The 17,421-nt window shown below is 73.0% G+C and carries 14 protein-coding genes; 12 read left to right on the top strand and 2 right to left on the bottom strand.

Going from position 1 to position 17,421, the window contains the following annotated elements:
- Positions 1–81 precede the first annotated feature (81 nt).
- From mihF to ACWED2_RS14930, 10 genes are all read left to right on the top strand, one after another.
- On the top strand, positions 82–399 hold the full coding sequence (gene mihF / locus ACWED2_RS14975) for an integration host factor, actinobacterial type (RefSeq protein ID WP_013224622.1): 318 nt from the start codon (positions 82–84) through the stop codon (positions 397–399).
- Positions 396–1,052 carry a guanylate kinase gene (gene gmk / locus ACWED2_RS14970; protein WP_449691032.1) on the top strand — a complete coding sequence of 219 codons (657 nt, stop codon included), beginning with the start codon at positions 396–398 and terminating at the stop codon, positions 1,050–1,052. Before mihF ends, gmk begins: the two co-directional genes overlap by 4 nt.
- Entirely contained in the window at positions 1,049–1,318 is a 270-nt protein-coding gene (gene rpoZ / locus ACWED2_RS14965) for a DNA-directed RNA polymerase subunit omega (RefSeq protein ID WP_206788720.1), read from the top strand. The genes gmk and rpoZ overlap by 4 nt, the downstream gene beginning before the upstream one ends.
- On the top strand, positions 1,311–2,531 hold the full coding sequence (gene coaBC / locus ACWED2_RS14960) for a bifunctional phosphopantothenoylcysteine decarboxylase/phosphopantothenate--cysteine ligase CoaBC (RefSeq protein WP_449691031.1): 1,221 nt from the start codon (positions 1,311–1,313) through the stop codon (positions 2,529–2,531). Before rpoZ ends, coaBC begins: the two co-directional genes overlap by 8 nt.
- A 93-nt stretch (positions 2,532–2,624) precedes the next feature.
- Positions 2,625–3,827: a methionine adenosyltransferase gene (gene metK / locus ACWED2_RS14955; protein WP_449691191.1), complete on the top strand. Its 1,203-nt coding sequence runs from the start codon at positions 2,625–2,627 to the stop codon at positions 3,825–3,827.
- A gap of 222 nt (positions 3,828–4,049) precedes the next feature.
- Positions 4,050–6,146 carry a primosomal protein N' gene (locus ACWED2_RS14950; RefSeq protein ID WP_449691030.1) on the top strand — a complete coding sequence of 699 codons (2,097 nt, stop codon included), beginning with the start codon at positions 4,050–4,052 and terminating at the stop codon, positions 6,144–6,146.
- A gap of 41 nt (positions 6,147–6,187) precedes the next feature.
- Positions 6,188–6,865: a Crp/Fnr family transcriptional regulator gene (locus ACWED2_RS14945; RefSeq protein ID WP_449691029.1), complete on the top strand. Its 678-nt coding sequence runs from the start codon at positions 6,188–6,190 to the stop codon at positions 6,863–6,865.
- Between the two features lie 6 nt (positions 6,866–6,871).
- Positions 6,872–7,093: a hypothetical protein gene (locus ACWED2_RS14940; protein WP_449691028.1), complete on the top strand. Its 222-nt coding sequence runs from the start codon at positions 6,872–6,874 to the stop codon at positions 7,091–7,093.
- On the top strand, positions 7,077–7,553 hold the full coding sequence (locus ACWED2_RS14935) for a hypothetical protein (protein ID WP_449691027.1): 477 nt from the start codon (positions 7,077–7,079) through the stop codon (positions 7,551–7,553). The genes ACWED2_RS14940 and ACWED2_RS14935 overlap by 17 nt, the downstream gene beginning before the upstream one ends.
- 18 nt (positions 7,554–7,571) lie before the next feature.
- Positions 7,572–8,435, top strand: a complete 864-nt coding sequence (locus tag ACWED2_RS14930; protein WP_449691026.1) for a DUF3616 domain-containing protein — start codon at positions 7,572–7,574, stop codon at positions 8,433–8,435.
- A 1-nt stretch (position 8,436) separates the two neighbouring features.
- Here ACWED2_RS14930 and ACWED2_RS14925 read toward each other — a convergent pair whose 3' ends face one another.
- Positions 8,437–10,095, bottom strand: coding sequence for a CotH kinase family protein (locus ACWED2_RS14925; RefSeq protein WP_449691025.1), 1,659 nt, complete (start codon positions 10,093–10,095; stop codon positions 8,437–8,439).
- A 200-nt stretch (positions 10,096–10,295) separates the two neighbouring features.
- Between ACWED2_RS14925 and ACWED2_RS14920 the strand changes: the two genes are divergently transcribed.
- The gene (locus ACWED2_RS14920) at positions 10,296–13,736 is read left to right on the top strand and encodes a caspase, EACC1-associated type (protein WP_449691024.1); all 3,441 of its coding nucleotides are present in this window, start codon (positions 10,296–10,298) and stop codon (positions 13,734–13,736) included.
- A 30-nt stretch (positions 13,737–13,766) separates the two neighbouring features.
- Here the strand turns inward: ACWED2_RS14920 and ACWED2_RS14915 are convergent, their stop codons facing one another.
- Positions 13,767–15,125, bottom strand: a complete 1,359-nt coding sequence (locus tag ACWED2_RS14915) for a hypothetical protein (RefSeq protein WP_449691023.1) — start codon at positions 15,123–15,125, stop codon at positions 13,767–13,769.
- 126 nt (positions 15,126–15,251) lie between these two features.
- Here ACWED2_RS14915 and ggt point away from each other — a divergent pair, with 126 nt between their 5' ends.
- Positions 15,252–17,048: a gamma-glutamyltransferase gene (ggt, locus tag ACWED2_RS14910; protein WP_449691022.1), complete on the top strand. Its 1,797-nt coding sequence runs from the start codon at positions 15,252–15,254 to the stop codon at positions 17,046–17,048.
- Positions 17,049–17,421: the final 373 nt, after the last annotated feature.

Raw genomic sequence — 17,421 nt, 5'->3', positions numbered from 1 at the left:
GCACCCCCGCATTGTGGCCGGTGCTCACGGGTGGGTACCGTCGCGTCACCCACCCAGTTTTGAGAACTACCGGAGGAAAACGTGGCACTTCCCCAGCTGACAGAGGAACAGCGCGCTGCGGCGCTGGAGAAGGCCGCCGCCGCTCGCAAGATCCGTGCTGAGCTGAAGGAGCGGCTGAAGCGGGGCGGTACCACTCTGGTCGACGTGCTGAAGCAGGCCGAGGAGAACGAAGTCCTCGGCAAGATGAAGGTTTCGGCTCTGCTCGAGGCCCTCCCGGGCGTCGGCAAGGTCCGCGCGCAGCAGACCATGGAACGACTGGAGATCGCCCCCAGCCGTCGCCTTCGCGGCCTCGGCGACCGGCAGCGCAAGGCGCTGCTGGCCGAGTTCAGCGGCGAGTGAACGGCGCCGGTCGTGACTACCCGGTGAACCGGGGCGCCGACCGCGGCAGTGAGCCGGTGACGGGGGACCTCCCCCGGCACCGGCTCACCGTCGTATCAGGGCCCTCGGGAGTCGGGAAGTCGAGCGTGGTGGGCGAGCTGCGGAAGCTGGAGCCCGACGTCTGGTTCAGCGTCTCGGTCACCACCCGCAAGGCGCGCCCCGGCGAAGTCGACGGGGCGCACTACCACTTCATCGACCGCGCGGAGTTCGACGCGATGGTCGCCGACGGCAGGCTGCTCGAGTGGGCCGAGTTCGCCGGCAACTGCTACGGCACCCCGCGCGAGCCGGTCGAGAAGGCCCTCGCCGAGGGCCGCCCGGCCGTCCTAGAGATCGAACTGCAGGGCGCCCGCCAGGTCCGTGCGGCGATGCCGGAGGCCCGGCTGGTGATGCTGATGCCGCCGTCGTGGGAGGAACTGGTCGGCAGGCTCACCGGGCGCGGCACCGAAAACGAGGCCGCCGTGCAGGCCCGGCTGGCCGAAGCGGAGCGCGAGCTGGCGGCGGCGGGGGAGTTCGACCACCGCGTCGTCAACGCCGACGTGCGGGAGGCCGCCGAGCACTTGCTAAACTTGATAACTGCTGATCAGTTTTCCGAAGAAGCGGAGCACCACGAGTGACCACCCAGGCAACCCTGACCGAAGAGCTCGAGGGCATCACCAACCCGCCGATCGACGACCTGCTCGAGAAGGTCAGCTCGAAGTACGCGCTGGTGATCTACTCGGCCAAGCGCGCCCGCCAGATCAACGACTACTACGCCCAGCTGGGCGAGGGCCTGCTGGAGTACGTCGGCCCGCTGGTCGAGCCGGGCCCGCGCGAGAAGCCGCTCTCGATCGCGCTGCGCGAGATCCACGGCGGCCTGCTCGAGCACACCGAGGGTGAGTAAACCCCGCGTCGTCCTGGGCGTGGGCGGCGGCATCGCCGCCTACAAGGCCTGTGAGGTGCTGCGCGGGCTGACCGAATCCGGTCACGACGTCCGCGTGGTCCCCACCGAAGCCGCGCTGAACTTCGTCGGCGCGGCGACCTTCGAAGCGCTGTCCGGGCACCCGGTGCACACGGGCGTGTTCACCGAGGTGCCCGAGGTCCAGCACGTCCGCGTCGGCAAGGAAGCCGACCTCGTCCTGGTCGTCCCGGCCACGGCGAACCTGCTCGCCAAGGCCGCCCACGGCCTCGCCGACGACCTGCTGACCAACACCTTGCTCACCGCCCGGTGCCCGGTCGCCTTCTTCCCGGCGATGCACACGGAGATGTGGGAGCACCCCGCGACCCGCGACAACGTCGCCCTGCTGCGCTCGCGCGGCATGGTCGTCACCGAGCCCGACTCCGGCCGGCTGACCGGGGTCGACACCGGCAAGGGCCGCCTGGCGAACCCGGCCGAGATCGTCGACCTGGCGCGGCTGCTGCTGGCCCGCCCGGATGCCCTCCCGCGCGACCTCGAAGGCGTCCGCGTCGTCGTGTCCGCCGGCGGGACGCGCGAGCCGCTCGACCCGGTCCGCTACCTGGGCAACCGCTCCTCCGGCAAGCAGGGCTACGCGCTGGCCCGCGTCGCCGCCCAGCGCGGCGCCGACGTCACCCTGGTCACCGCGCACACCGTCGCGCTGCCGGACCCGGCGGGCGCGGCCGTGGAGCACGTTTCGACGGCCGAGGAGCTGCGTGGGGCGGTGCACGCCGCCGCCCGGGACGCGGACGTCGTCGTGATGGCCGCCGCCGTCGCCGACTTCCGCCCGGCGAACCGGGCCGAGCACAAGATCAAGAAGTCCGACGACCAGCCGGACCCGGTCATCACGCTCGACCGCAACGCCGACATTCTCGCGGAATTGGTGCAAAACCGGCATCCCGGTCAGGTGGTCGTGGGATTCGCCGCGGAAACCGGCGACGCGCAGGGCAGCGTTCTCGACCACGCCCGTGCCAAACTGAAGCGCAAAGGCGCGGATCTGCTGGTGGTGAACGCCGTCGGCGACGGCAAGGCGTTCGGCACCGAGGACAATTCGGGCTGGTTGCTGGGGGCGGACGGCACCGAAATCCCGATCCCGCTGGGTGCGAAGGCGGAGCTTGCGTCCACTTTGTGGGACGCTGTTGTGAGCTTCATGAAGCGTTGACCGTCCCCCGAGCGATAGTCAGTACGCTTGCACAGGTAAGGGGTGCCTAACTTTCCGGGCATCCGACGACTAGGTGAGGAAGTGACGGCCACCGTGACCGCGTCCAGCAGCAGATTGTTCACCTCGGAGTCGGTGACCGAAGGGCACCCCGACAAGATCTGCGACGCCATCAGCGATTCGATCCTCGACGGTCTCCTGTCGAAGGACCCCCGCAGCCGCGTCGCCGTCGAGACCCTGATCACCACCGGCCAGGTGCACGTGGCCGGCGAGGTGACCACCGAGGCGTACGCCGACATCCCGACGATCGTCCGCGACGTCATCCTGAAGATCGGCTACGACTCCTCCGCCAAGGGCTTCGACGGCAACTCCTGCGGCGTCAACGTCGCGATCGGCTCGCAGTCGCCCGACATCGCCCAGGGCGTCGACACCGCGTACGAGTCGCGCGTGGAGTCGGACGAGGACGAGATCAACCGCCAGGGTGCGGGCGACCAGGGCCTGATGTTCGGCTACGCCTGCTCGGACACCCCCGAGCTGATGCCGCTGCCGATCGCGCTGGCCCACCGGCTCTCGAAGCGGCTGACCGCGGTCCGCAAGGACGGCGTGCTGCCGTACCTGCGCCCGGACGGCAAGACCCAGGTGACCATCGAGTACGCTGGCGACCAGCCGGTGCGGCTCGACACGGTCGTCGTGTCCTCGCAGCACGCCGACGGCATCGACCTGGACCGGATGCTCAGCGTCGACGTCAAGGAGCACGTCGTCGGCCCCGAGCTCGAGGGCCTGGGCATCGACACCTCCGGCGCGCGCCTGCTGGTGAACCCGACCGGCCGGTTCGTCATCGGCGGCCCGATGGGCGACGCGGGCCTGACCGGCCGCAAGATCATCGTCGACACCTACGGCGGCATGGCCCGCCACGGTGGCGGCGCGTTCTCCGGCAAGGACCCGTCCAAGGTCGACCGCTCCGCCGCGTACGCGATGCGCTGGGTGGCCAAGAACGTCGTCGCCGCGGGCCTGGCCCAGCGGACCGAGGTCCAGGTCGCGTACGCGATCGGCAAGGCGGCCCCGGTCGGCCTGTTCGTCGAGACGTTCGGCACCGAGACGGTCGACCCGTCGAAGATCCAGCAGGCCATCACCGAGGTCTTCGACCTCCGGCCGGCGGCGATCATCCGCGACCTCGACCTGCTGCGCCCGATCTACGCCCCGACGTCGGCGTACGGCCACTTCGGCCGCCCCGAGCTGAACCTCCCCTGGGAGAGCACGGCCCGCGCCGAGGCCCTCAAGGCCGCGGCCGGCGCCTGACGCACGCCCGCCGGAAGGCCGTCCCCCGACCGGGGACGGCCTTCCGCCGTTTCCCGGGGAACCGGGCGTGATCCGGCGGGAATCCCGCGTGATCAGCGGGGCATCACTCGTGACTGGGCGGGCATCTCGTGTGATACCCCTCCGGTCACGCGAGAGGCCACTGCGGTCACGCGTGATGCCTCTCCGGGCGGGCTGTCGGTGGGGTCTGGTAGAGATCACGGCGTGAGTAGCTCCGAGCCCGCTGCCCTCTGGGACCTCCCGGAGCAGCCGCCTGCGCCCCAGGCGGCCCCCTCGCGTGCCCGGAAGAAGCCGAAGCCGGGGGAGAAGGCGAAGGGCGCCCAGCAGCCCGCCCCCGAGCGGCCGGTCGCGCGGGTCGTCGTCGACATCCCGCTGGCCCACCTGGACCGCACCTTCGACTACCTCGTCCCGGAAAAGCTGCACGAAACCGCCGTGCCGGGCTGCCGCGTCCGCGTGCGGTTCGCCGGGCAGCTGGTCGACGGCTACCTGATCGAACGCGGCGAGACCAGCGACTACGGCAGCAAGCTGGCGTTCCTGGACCGCGTGACCTCGGCCGAGCCGGTGCTGCCGCCGTCGCTGCACGCGGTGTGCCGGGCGGTCGCCGACCGCTACGGCGGCACGCTGTCCGACGTCCTGCGGCTCGCGATCCCGCCGCGGCACGCCAAGGCCGAAGGCGAACCGCCGGTCCCGCCGGCGGGACCCCCGGCGACGCCGGACACCACGGCCTGGGCGCGCTACCAGCGCGGCGCCGCGTTCGTGGAGGCCCTCGCCGAGGGCAAGCCCGCGAACGCCGTCTGGCAGGCCCTGCCGGGCGAGGACTGGCCGAGCCGGCTCGCCGAGGCCGCCGGTGCGGTGGCCGCCGCGGGGCGGGGCGCGGTGCTGGTGGTGCCGGACCACCGGGACCTGACCCGGGTGCACGCGGCCTGCGCGGCGGTCGTGGGCGAAGAGGCGGTGGTGGCGCTGATCGCCGGGCTCGGGCCCGCCGAGCGGTACCGGCGCTGGCTGGCGGTGCTGCGTGGCGCGGTGCGGGTGGTCGTCGGCACCCGGGCGGCGATGTTCGCGCCGGTGCACGACCCCGGCCTGTTCGCCGTCTGGGACGACGGTGACGACCTGCACCTCGACCAGCACGCGCCCTACCCGCACGTCCGTGACGTCCTGATGGACCGCGCCCACGCGGCGAAGGCGTCGCTGCTGGTCGGCGGGTTCGCCCGGACGGCCGAAGCCCAGCTGCTCGTCGAGTCCGGCTGGGCCGCGCCGGTGCTCGCGGACCGCACGGTGCTGCGCTCCGCCGCCCCGCGCGTCACGCCGGTCGGCGAGGACTTCGACGTCGCCCGCGACGAGGCCGCCCGGGTCGCGCGCCTGCCGGCGGTGGCGTTCGAGGCCGCACGCCAGGCGTTCGCGGCGGACCTCCCGGCGCTGGTGCAGGTGCCGCGGCGCGGGTACGTCCCCGGCCTGGCCTGCGGGAACTGCCGCACGCCCGCGCACTGCCGCCGGTGCGCGGGTCCGCTGGCCCTGCCCGGCGGCTCGCTCGACGGGCAGCCGAAGCCGCCGGCGTGCCGCTGGTGCGGCGTCCCGGAAACGGCGTTCCGCTGCACGGCGTGCGGCTCGGTCCGGCTGCGCGCGGTGATCGTCGGCGCGAAGCGGACGGCGGAGGAGCTCGGCCGCGCGTTCCCGGGGATCCCCGTCCGCACGTCGGGGGCGGCGGAGGTGCTGGACTCGGTGCCGGGCAAGCCGGCGCTGGTGGTGTGCACGCCGGGCGCGGAGCCGGTGGCCGAGGGCGGCTACGGCGCGGCCCTGCTGCTGGACGGCTGGGCGCTGCTGGGCCGTCAGGACCTGCGGGCGGGCGAGGAGGCCCTGCGCCGCTGGATGGCGGCGGCGGCCCTGGTGCGCCCGGCCGCTGCGGGTGGCCGCGTGATCGTCGGCGCCGAGGCGGGGCTGGCCGTGGTCCAGGCACTGGTCCGCTGGGACCCGGCCTGGCACGCGGCCCAGGAGCTGGCGGAGCGCCGCGAGCTCGGCTTCCCCCCGGCGATGCGGATGGCGAGCGTGGAGGGCAGCCCGGACGCGGTGGCGGCCCTGCTGGAGGACCTGCCGCTGCCGCCGTCCGGGGAGGTGCTGGGCCCGGTCCCGATCGGCGAGCTGGACGAGGAGGGCAACGCGGACCGCGAGCGGGCCCTGGTGCGGGTGTCACGAGCGGAGGGCAAGGCCCTGGCGGCGTCGATCCACGCGGTGGCGGCCCGCCGTGACGCGAAGAAGGCGACGGAACCGATCCGCATCCAGCTCGACCCGCTGGACCTCATCTGAGTCCTCTTGCCCCTTCGAAAGGGTATTTGTACACTCAAGCCATGGCAGGAGTACCCGTTGACGAGAGCAGATGGCTTCTCGACGAGGAGGAGATCCACACTCTCGAGGGGGTGGGCAGCGTCCTCCGGCGCGGTGACGGCCACGTCTTCATGCGGGAGGGCGAGGCCAGTGACTTCCTGCTGCTGATCCGCAAAGGGCACGTGAAGGTCACCGCCGGCCGGCCCGCCCGCATCATCGCGTTCCGCGGACCGGGGGAGACGGTCGGGGAGCTCGGCGTGATCGACGACGAACCGCGCTCGGCGACCGTGATCGCCTGGGGCGACGTCGAGGTGCTCCACGTTCCCGCGGCCGAACTGCTGAAGTTCCTCGACCGGCACCGCCGGGCCGAGCGAGCCCTGCACACGGCGGTCCGCAAACGCCTCGCGCAGGCCACGCGGAAGATCTCGGATTCCGACCTCGCGATGGAACGGCGGATCGCCAAGGCGCTCACCGAACTGGTCCGCAACGACATCTGCGAGGTCGTCGACGGCGTCCCGACCGTCCGGCTGAGCCAGAAGGACCTGGCCTCCCTCAGCGGCTCGTCGCTGGAAGCGACCAAGAAGATCGTCCGCGTCTTCAAGGACGGCGGCCTGATCGACACCGGCCGTCTCCTGCTCCGCGTCACCGACCCGGAAGCCCTGCGCCGGATCGCCGGCGGCCACCCCACCTCTTCGTGGTGACCGGCCGTGCTGACCGCGCTGGAACACACCTCGAGTGCCTGGGCGCTCGCCGCGGTGGTGCTCGGGACCGTCGTGCACCAGGTCGTCCGGCTGCTGATGGTCAAGGCCGCGCTGCGGAACAGCAAGCCGGCGGAACGGCCGGCGATCATCGACGCACTGGCCGGCCTGCTCGGCCGGGGCCCGCTGCGCAAACCGACGACGAGGAACAGCCGTGGCGACCACTCCTGACCCGGACCGGCTCTTCCGGAACCGGCTGGTCCGCGAGCTCGTGGCGATGGACCTCGATCCCGACCAGTTCGTCGTCTTCGGCAGCGCGCCCCTGCTGGCGCACGGGCTGCGGACGACCATCCGCGACCTGGACGTGGTGGCCCGCGGCGACGTCCTGGCCTGGGCCGAGCGGGCCGGCACCCCGGGGGTCGGCGCCTACAGCGGCGATCCCGTGTGGCTGTTCCGCCGCGGCCGGATCCAGTTCTCCGCGGGGTGGATCACGCCCCGGTGGAACGTCGGTGAGCTGATGGCGGGCGCGGAAGTCATCGGGGGACTTCGCTGGGCGCGCCCGAGCGACGTACTGCGCTACAAGCTGGAACTCCGGCGCCCCAAGGACCTGGCCGACATCGCGAAGATCCGGGCGTATCTGCAGGGCCCGGTCCGCAATCCGCCGCAGCTGATCGGGCAAGGGCGCGGCTGAGCGGCGTATTTTGGGTCCGTGACGAAAATCCGGCCGATCCCTTTCCCGGAGCGGAACGGCAACGAGCCGTTCAACGCTTCCGGGGTGGCGCAGGTGGGCTCCCGGCGGTTCGTCTTCGTCGACAACAAAGACCCCACCGCATTGTTCGAAATGACGTTCGATCACGACTTCGTCGAAGTGGAGCGCATTCGGCGGCGCCCGCTGGCCGGGCTGGGCAAGGGAATGCTGCGGGATCCCGAAGGCCTTGCCCGGGTGGACGTGAACGGGGAAATCTTCCTCATCGTCGCTTCTTCGCTGTGCCTCGCGGGCGGGAACCGGATCTGTGACGGCCTCGTGCGCGTCCGGTACGCGCCCGGCGGTGAGCTGCCCGCGGAATCGATGGCCGGGTTCCGGGACTGGCTGCTCGCCCGCGAACCGGCGCTCGCCGCGGCCGGGCGGCGGGAACCGGACGCGGGCGGGCTCAACGTGGAAGGCCTGGCCTGGGACGGCGAAGCGCTGCTGTTCGGCCTGCGGGGACCCGCCGCCCCGGGGCGCGTCACGCTGGTCCGGGTGCCCGCCGACCTCACCGGGGACCGGTGGACCACCGCGCTGCTCGGGCCTCCCGCGCTGGTGCACGTGGGCCTGCCCCGGCCGGACGTGGTGCACGGGATCCGGGACGTTTCCGGTGCCGCGGGGGATTTCCTGCTCCTGCTCGGGCGCTCGGCCGGCGACGGCGACGCGCCGTTCCGGCTCGGCACGTGGCACCGCGCCGACGACCACGCCGCCCTGCTCGACGTCACCTTCCACCGGGCCGCGAAACCGGAGGGCGTCACGACGTTTTCGGCCGACGGCAGGCAGCGGATCCTGATCGTCGACGACGCCGGCGGCTACGCGGTTCTGTGAGTCAGGAAAAATACAGCTTCGACGGCGCGGGGTCCTGGTGGACCCGCGGTTTCCCGGCCGCCGTGGGATCCGTGCCGAACGCCGCGCCCAGCCCGGTCCGGACGCTCGTCAGCGTGAAGTAACCGCTGAACCCGAATTCGTCGCCGACCGGGTCGACCGGGGTCACCGAGAACTCTTCGGCGTGGCCGGAGTTGTCCCCCGGCCGCGTGCACAGCAGCTGGTGGCCCTGGCTCGACGTCGTCGTGGTCGCGTACAGGGACGCGCCGGAGGCCTTGCTGCTCACCGACTGCCCGCCGCCGAGCGGGGCGAAGCACCACAGGTCCGTTTCGTCGACTGCGGCCGGCCGCAGCCGGTGGACGACCTCGCCGCCGCCGGGCTCGCCCGCCACGGCGGGGACGGTCTCGCTGCGGCTGGCGTGCAGGCAGTCGTTGGTGACGTCGTCGCGGACGTAGGCCCCGGCGGCGCCGGGCAGGCCGCCGCGGAGGTAACCGGCGGACGCGGCGAGCCGCAGCTGCTTCCGCACGGCGGTGAGCTGCGTGGGCACGTCGGGCACGCCGAACCCGGTCAGCAGCGTGGCCATGCCGTCGAGCAGCGGCTTCAGCACCTCCTGCTGGGTCTGGAAGCCGAAGACGGTTTCGCGGTAGCCGCGGATCTGGTCGACCACCTGCGCCCGCCGTCCCGCGTCGTCGCGCACGAGCTTGGCGAGCAGCCCGGCGGTGTCGAGCCGGAAGTGCCGGGCAGGCTGGAAGGTCTGGTCGAGGCCCCACGGGATCAGCTTGAAGCGGATGTCGCCGACACCCGGCTGGGCGACGGCGTCCACGTCGTTGTACACGTAGGTGTTGTTGGTGTTGCGGGTGTAGCCGTCCCAGTGCTTGAGGAAGAACTCCATCGCGTAGATCTTCACGAACTGGTCGAGGTCGAACACCTCGCTCGCCCCGGCCAGCCCGTGCGCGGCGATGTGGTCGATGGCGAACCGCAGATCGGCCTTGTCGTCGAACTTCGACAGGGATTCGACCCCGATGAACGGGAACCGGCCGTCGACGAAGTCGTCCTTGTGCTCCAGCTCGTAGAGGTTGCCGTTCAGGTTGCCGAAGTTGCGCTCGATGTACCGCGGCATGATCGGCTCGACGTTCACGAAGACACCGGGGCTGTCGACCCCGGCCTCGCCCCGCCCGATCGGCACGCCGTTCACCCGCACCTGGGCGTAATTGCCCCGCGAATGGGGAAGACCGGCGAGCTCGAACAGTTTGTAGCCGAGCAGCTGCCGGAGGTAGGAGAGGTCCTGGACGGAGTTGTTGAGGGTCAGGTACCGCGAGCCGATCAGCTTCCGGACCGGATCCTTGTTCGCGTCGGAGAACTTCCCGAAGTCGAGGTGCAGGCAGGGTTTGCCGCTGCTGATCGAGCCGCAGAAGGACTTCTTCTTGACCCCGACGTCGGGGAACGACGTCCGCGCGGGGAACTTCGTCCCGGACAGCTCGACCGAGGTCGCCTTCCGCCAGGTGTAACGGCTGCCGCCGGTCCAGTCGAAGTTGCACACCCCGCCGGCGGGCTGCTCGGTGCGCACGGCATCCCAGTCCGCCGCCGGCATCGTGATATCGATCGTCAGCACATTGTCGACCGCGTAGAGAGAATCGAGTGCACGCTGCTCCTGGCTGCCCATCCGGCCAGTGTACGACCGGATTCCGGCGGCCAGAATGCGAAGACAATTCCGTGATCGAGCTGATTTCGGGTGGGTGTATCACCCATTGTGGCGGCAGCCGGTGAGAGGGCGCCGGAATGCTGTAACGCGGGGTGGCCGCGAAGAGATACTGCTCTGCGTGGGTGACAGCGGGAGCGGCCGGCGGGCCACGGCGAGGCGGCGTGGCTGACCTGCGTGGTGCCCGCGCCCGGGCGGTCCTGATCGGGACCGGGTGCGCGACCGGGAACCCCGGCGCCGACGGGCTCGACGCGATCCCGGCCGTGCGCACGACGCTCACCGACCTCACCGCGGTGCTGGTCGAGCGGTGCGGGATGGCGGCGGAAAACGTCCGGGTCCTGCTCGATCCGGCGCAGCCGTTCGCGTTCGGGGAGGCGCTCGCGGAAGAGACCGCGGCCGCGGAAGACGCGCTGCTGGTCTACTTCTGCGGCCACGGGCTGGTTTCCCTCGACGGCGATCTGTACCTGGCCACGGCCGCGACCGACCGGCGCGCCGGCTACCTGGCGCACACCGCGGCGCCCTACGCCCAGGTGCGCAACGCGGTGCTGGAAAGCCCGGCCCGGGTGAAGGTCGTCGTCCTGGACTGCTGCTACTCCGGGCGCGCGTTCACGACGCTGGGGAACACGGCGGGCACCGAGGCGACCGGGTTGTCGCGGATCCACGGCGGTTACGTCCTGACGGCGGCCGGGGCGAACGAAGCCGCGCTGGCGCCGGTCGGGGAGCGGCACACCGCGTTCGGCGGGGAGCTGATCCGCCTGCTCACCGAAGGCGATCCGGACGGCCCCCGCGACCTGACGCTGCAGCACGTGCACGCCTACCTCCGCGAAATGCTGCCCGCGCGCGGGTTTCCCCGCCCCCGCCGGCTCGCGACCGAGGTCGCCGAGGGGTTCGTGCTCGCGCCCAACCCGGCGTACCGGCTCGGTGCGGACGGGGACGGCCGCGAGGACTCCGCCGTGACCGGTGACGAAGACGTCTGCCCCTACCGCGGGCTGGCCGCGTTCGACGTCGGCGACACGGCCTGGTTCTTCGGCCGCACCCGCGAGACACGCGAAGTGCTCGACCGGATCGGCAAGGCGCAGCCGGGCGATCCGCCGCTGGTCCTGGTCGGGCCGTCGGGCGTGGGCAAGTCGTCGCTGATCCGCGCCGGGGTCGCGGCCGGGCTCGCGGGCGGCGGCTTCGACGGCCCGGAGCGCGCTCCGGTGCTGATGACGCCGGGCCCGCGTCCGCTGTCCGCGCTGTACACGGCGCTGGGCGACCGCGGGACGGCGCCGGTGCTGCTGGTCGTCGACCAGTTCGAGGAGGTCTTCACCGAGTGCGCCGACCCGGAGGACCGGGAGAGCTTCGTCGCGGCCATCACCGGCGGGCTGGGCGACGCCGTGGTGCTGCTCGGGCTCCGGGCCGACTTCTACCGCCACTGCCTGGCGTTCCCGGCCCTGCGGGAAGCGCTGGAACGCAATCAGGTCCTTCTCGGCCCGCTTTCGGGCGACGAGCTCGGCACGGCGGTCCAGGCGCCGGCCGCGGCCGCGGGACTGACCTTGCAGGCCGGGCTGGTGCCGATCGTGCTCCAGGACGTCCAGGCCCAGGCCGAAGCCCTCGCGGCGGACCGGGGCGACGGGCTCGACCTGCAGCAGGGCGAAGTGCTGCCGCTGCTGGCGCACGCCCTGCGCGAGACGTGGGTGCACCGCCGGGGGCGGCTGCTGACGGTCACCGGGTACGCCAGGTCCGGCCGGGTGGCCCGGGCCGTGGAGAGCTCGGCCGAGCAGGTGCACGCCGGGCTCGACGAGCCGGGGCGCGCGGTGTTGCGCACGCTGGTGCTGCGGATGGCCGCGGTCGGCGAGGGAACGGCCGTCACCCGCCGGCTGGCCCCGCGGGACACCCTGCTCGACGACCTCGGACCTGGTGCCGAACCGGTGCTGGACGCCCTGGTCGCGGCCGGGTTGGTCGTCGTGGACGGCGACGCCGCCGGGCTGGCGCACAGCGCTGTCCTGCAGGCGTGGCCGCGGCTGCGGACGTGGCTGGAGGAGGGCCGTCAGTCGCTGCTGGTCCGGCGGAGCCTGGCGGCCGCGGCGGAGCGCTGGCAGCAGGCGGACCGGCGGCCGGGCCTGCTGTACCGGGGAACCCGGCTGGCGCTCGCCGGCGAGCTGGCCGGGCCGGACGAGCCGCCGCTGCCGGCGCTGTCGCGGGAATTCCTCGACGCGAGCACGGCCCGCCGCCGCCGGACGCGCCGGCGGCTGGTGGCCCTCGCCACCGTTGCCGTTCTCGGTGCCGGTACTTCGGTGGCGGTCTTTGCCAGGAGCCTGTGGGGCGGGCCGTGCCCGAGGGGCATGCAGTCCTCGAGCAGCGTGTCGTTCGGCGACGAGTGCGTCGGCGTCACCGACGGCAGCTACGTGTTCCGGCCGGAGCTGGCCGCGGTCGAACGCCGGATCGTCGCGGAGAACCAGCGCGTGGGCGATTTCGCGGCGACCGTGGCGTTCCTCGCGCCATTCCCGGTGGCCGGCACCGGCGCGCTCACCGTCGACTCGATGCGGCACCAGCTCGAAGGCGCGCACGCGGCCCAGGTCGAGGCCAACCGGTCCGGGTCACGGGTCAAGCTGCTGCTGGCCAACACCGGCGCGTCGGGAGCCGCGTGGGAACCGGTGGTCGGGCAGCTGGCCACGAGCGACCCGGTGGGCGTGATCGGAATGGGGGTCAGCTCGGCGTCGACACTCGACGCGGTCCGTGAGCTGAGCGCGCGCGGCCTGCCCGTGGTAGCCGGGATCGCCACCGCGGACGACTTCGACGCCACCACCCTGCCGGGCGTGGTCCGGGTGCGGCCCGCCAACCGGCAGCTCGTGGCCGTGATGAGCCGCTACGTCGCCACCCAGGCGCAGTGGCGGCCGCGGGTGCTGGTCGCCGACGGGGACCCCGGCAACCTCTACGCGCGGTCGCTGCAGACGGACATCGCCGAGCAGATCGGCTCGCGGCCGGGCACCCTGGAAACGTTCGGCTACCTCCCCGGGAACGCGTCGCCGGCCGGGTTCGCGGTCGTCACCCGCGGGATCTGCGCCGGCCGCGTCGAATCCGTGTTCTTCGCCGGACGCGCGACCGATCTCCCGGCCTTCCTGGCGTCGCTCGCCGCCGGGTCGTGCACCGACCCGGTCGAGGTGTACGTCCCGGAATCCGTCGACGAGCGCCTCGGGCCCGAGCTGCGGGCCGGGCTCGCCGCCGCGAAGGTGTCGGTCACCGCGTTCGTCCCGGCCGGCTGGTCGGCGCTGCCCGGCCCGGACGGCGAGACGTCACCGCGGTACCAGCGCTACCGGGAAGCGTTCGCCGGCACCGGCTCGGACCCGGCCGGCGCCGCCGCCGCGGACGCGATCTCCCTGCACGACGCCCTGCGCACGATGGTGACCGCTTACGAGACCGCCCCGAAGAGCCGGTCCTCCCGCGCGAGGGCCGCACGCACCCAGCTGGGCAACCTCCACGGTCCGCTGTCGGTGCCGGGCGCCGAGGAGGACCTCCGCTTCACCGCGCGCGGCACCCCGGCCCGGCAGACGGTCGGGATCATCCGCTACACCGAAGGCAAGCCGGGACAGCGCATCGCCATCGACCACACCGACCAGGAGTAGCGCACCACCTTCAGTCGGCGTGGCCTGCGCTCAGCCCGGCAGCACCGTGCCGGGCAACGAATCCAGCGCGGCGCGCGGCGATTCCGTGACCGACGGCGGCGCAGCGCTGCCGGGACCGCTCGCGGCGGCCGTCGTCAAGGTGACCACCTGGTCCGCGATCGCCCGGCGGCGGGCCTCGAAGTCCGCGTCCGTCAACGCCTCCGGGGCCGACGGCTGGCCCAGCACCGGCGTGTGCAGGTGCCCGCCCGCCACCGAAGTGCGCCCCAGGCCGAGGCGGACGCGGTTGCTGCGGAACATCGATTCGTTGGACAGGTAGTTGCCGCCGCCGCCGGAGGCGGCGAGCTCGCCCGCGGCCGGGGCGTCCGAGCGGCACACCGGGGTTCCGGTGCCCGGGTGGGACGCGTCCGGCCACACGCAGAACGCCTGGTTGAAGTTCACCGGGTAGGTGCCGGCCGGCGCGGCCAGCATCCGGTCGTACGGCAGCGTCGTCTCGATGAACTGGACGTCCGGCTGCGGCCAGCCCGCGGCCGGCGGCACGCCCCCGGTGACCGGCACGTTGTTGTTGTCGGGGAAGCCGCCGCGCCAGGCGCCGGCCCAGCGTTCGATGTCGAACCGGCCCGGGCGGCCCTGGCTGATCGTCATGATGACGTCCGGCTGCCGCGCCCGGTCGCGCAACGCCGTGCCGTACGCCGCTTCGACGATGCCCGTGTCGAAGTAGCCCCACACCACCGGGAAGGTCACCGCCTGCACCACGGCCGGGCCCGACGGCGTGGCCAGGATCCGCCCGTCCAGCTGCAGGGCCGACGCCCCGGCCGGGTTCGAAATCCGGACGCCGGAGCCGTCGAGCTGGAACGGGTCGAAGCCGCTGACCATGACCCGCCGCGTGGTCCCGAGCGGGAACCGGACGTCGTCGAGGCCGCGGGAGCCGTGGTCGAACGCCGTGAGCAGCGCCTCCCGGTCCGGTACGGCGAACGACGGCGTCCACTGCCGGATCGCGCTGCTCAGCTGGAGCCGCGCCCAGTACAGGGGCCGGTCGTCGAACCGGTCGAGCGTGCCCGGCGCGGGACGGCGGCCCTGGGCGCGGTCGACGGCGGTCCGCCACAGCCGGTCACCGGCCCGCGTGACGACCCGTTCGGCGCGGCGCGGGGTGCGTGCCGCGCAGAGGTCGTGCTTCACCTCGGCGACGAGCGGGTCGAACCCGGCCAGCCGGACCAGCTCGGGGCCGACGGCGGGGCCACCGGCCGGCATCGTCGCGGTCAGCCGCTGCTCCTCCACGGTCAGCGGGACGGCGGTGTCGAAGCAGCTCGGCGCCGGCGTGGCCGCGGCGACGCCGGGGAGCACGAACATCGGCACGGCGGAAAGCAAGGGGAGCAGGGCGGACAGGCGCACGGGTTTCCCTCCACGTCGCTGAGCGATCTCCGCCCCCCAGTGTTCCGGGCGGGAAGGATTCCCAGAACCGGGCAAAAGTCGGTTGGCGTCTTGAAGCCGTCTTGACCAAGGGGCAGACTCGCCCGCATGCCCGCGCACTGGAGTCGCACCACGCTCGTCCTGGCCGTCGCCGCCGTGCTCACCGCCGGGGTCGCCGCGCCCGCCGTCGCCGCCACACCCACGCCGAAGTCGCCGGTCGCCGTCGGCTTCGGGGGTGCCGTGGCCAGCATCGACGCCGATGCCACCGCGATCGGCACGCAGGTCCTGCGCGACGGCGGGAACGCCGTCGACGCGGCCGTCGCGGTCGCCGCCGCGCTCGGTGTCACCGACCCGTTCTCCGCCGGGATCGGCGGCGGCGGGTTCTTCGTCTACTACGACGCCAAGACCCGCCGCGTGCACACCCTCGACGGCCGCGAGACCGCGCCGAAGACCGCCGACGAGAACCTCTTCGTCGAGAACGGCAAGCCGCTCCCGTTCGCCGACGCCGTCACCAGCGGCCTGAGCGTCGGCGTCCCCGGCACGCCCGCGACCTGGGCCGAGGCGCTGCACAAGTGGGGGACGCGCTCGCTGGCGAAGTCGCTGAAGCCCGCGGAGAAGCTCGCGCGCGACGGCTTCGTCGTCGACCAGACGTTCCAGACGCAGATCGCGAACAACGCGGCGCGGTTCTCGGCGTTCCCGTCGACGCGATCGCTGTACCTGCCGGGCGGCGCGCCGCCGGCGCCGGGGACGGTGTTCCGGAACCCCGACCTGGCCGCCACGTACGCGCAGCTCGAGCGGTCCGGCGTCGCCGCGCTGTACCGCGGGCCGATCGGCGCGGACATCGCCAAGACGGTGCAGAAGCCGCCGGTCGACCCGGCCTCGACGCTGAACGTCCGGCCCGGGAAGCTGAGCACCGGCGACCTCGCGGCGTACGACGTGATCGAGCGTGACCCGACCCATGCGCGTTACGAGGGTCTCGATGTCTACGGCATGCCGGCGCCGTCGTCGGGCGGGCTGACGGTCGGCGAGGCGCTGAACATCCTCGAGAACTTCGACCTGAAGCACGCGAGCAAGGCCGACTACCTGCAGTACTTCCTCGAGTCGACCCGCTTCGCCTTCGCCGACCGCAACCGCTGGATCGGCGACCCGGCGTTCGTCGACGTCCCGGCGCGCGAGCTGCTGAGCCAGCGCTTCGCGGACTCGCGGGCGTGCCTGATCTCGAAGGACAAGGCGGCGACCAGCCCGGTCGCCCCGGCCGACCCCCGCCACCCGGCGGCCTGCGCGGCGGGCTCGGCGGCGGCGCCCACCCCGTACGAGGGCGAGAACACGACGCACCTGACGGTGGCGGACAAGTGGGGCAACGTCGTCGCCTACACGCTGACGATCGAGCAGGAAGGCGGCAGCGGCATCGTCGTGCCGGGCCGCGGGTTCCTGCTCAACAACGAGCTGACGGACTTCTCGTTCACGCCGGTGACGCCGGGCGTGCCGGACCCGAACCTCCCGGGCCCGGGCAAGCGGCCGCGCTCGTCGATGGCCCCGACGATCGTCCTCGACCACGGCCGCCCGCTCTTCGCGACGGGTTCGCCGGGCGGCGCGTCGATCATCACGACGGTGCTCCAGGTGATCCTCGGCCGCCTGGACCGCGGCCTGTCCCTCGAGGACGCGATCGCGGCGCCGCGGGCATCCCAGCGCAACTCGGCGGCGGCCCAGGTGGAGCAGGCCTTCCTCGACCAGCCGGAGACGGCGGACCTGAAGGCCCGCGGCCAGGGCTTCTCGACGGCCCCGGCGGAGATCGGAGCGGCGACCGGAGTGGAGCGCCTGCGCGACGGCCGCTGGCTGGCGGCGGCCGAACCGGTGCGGCGCGGCCAGGGCGCGGCCCAGGTGGTGTGGCCGGCGAACTGGTAGGTACGGGTTCGGCGCGGTCCTGGGGCGGGCCGCGGTCCTGGGCTCGGTCTTGGGCCGGGGCTCGGTCTTGGTTGCGGCCGGCCCACGATCAGGGTCCGGCTCACGGACGCGGTCCGGCCGCCCGGGCAGGGCTCCGGCAAAGCCGGAGCGCCGCATTCACGCGCCCACCGGCCCAAACAGCACGCTGAAGACCAGACCTGCACCCACCCAGACCCCTCCCACCGCCCCGATCCGAAGCCAGAACACGGCCGGTGGTGCCGGGTCAAGGCACGCTTTCCCGCCTTGACGCGGTGCCGCCGGCCGGGTCGCCAAAAAGGCGTAGGGGGGGGGGGGGAGGAAATTAAACCGCGAGAGGGACACAACCGTCAACCGC

It is taken from the genome of Amycolatopsis sp. NPDC005003 (assembly GCF_053600695.1).
Note: the sequence above shows the minus strand (reverse complement) of the source record. Positions and strands in the feature narration are given on the sequence as shown.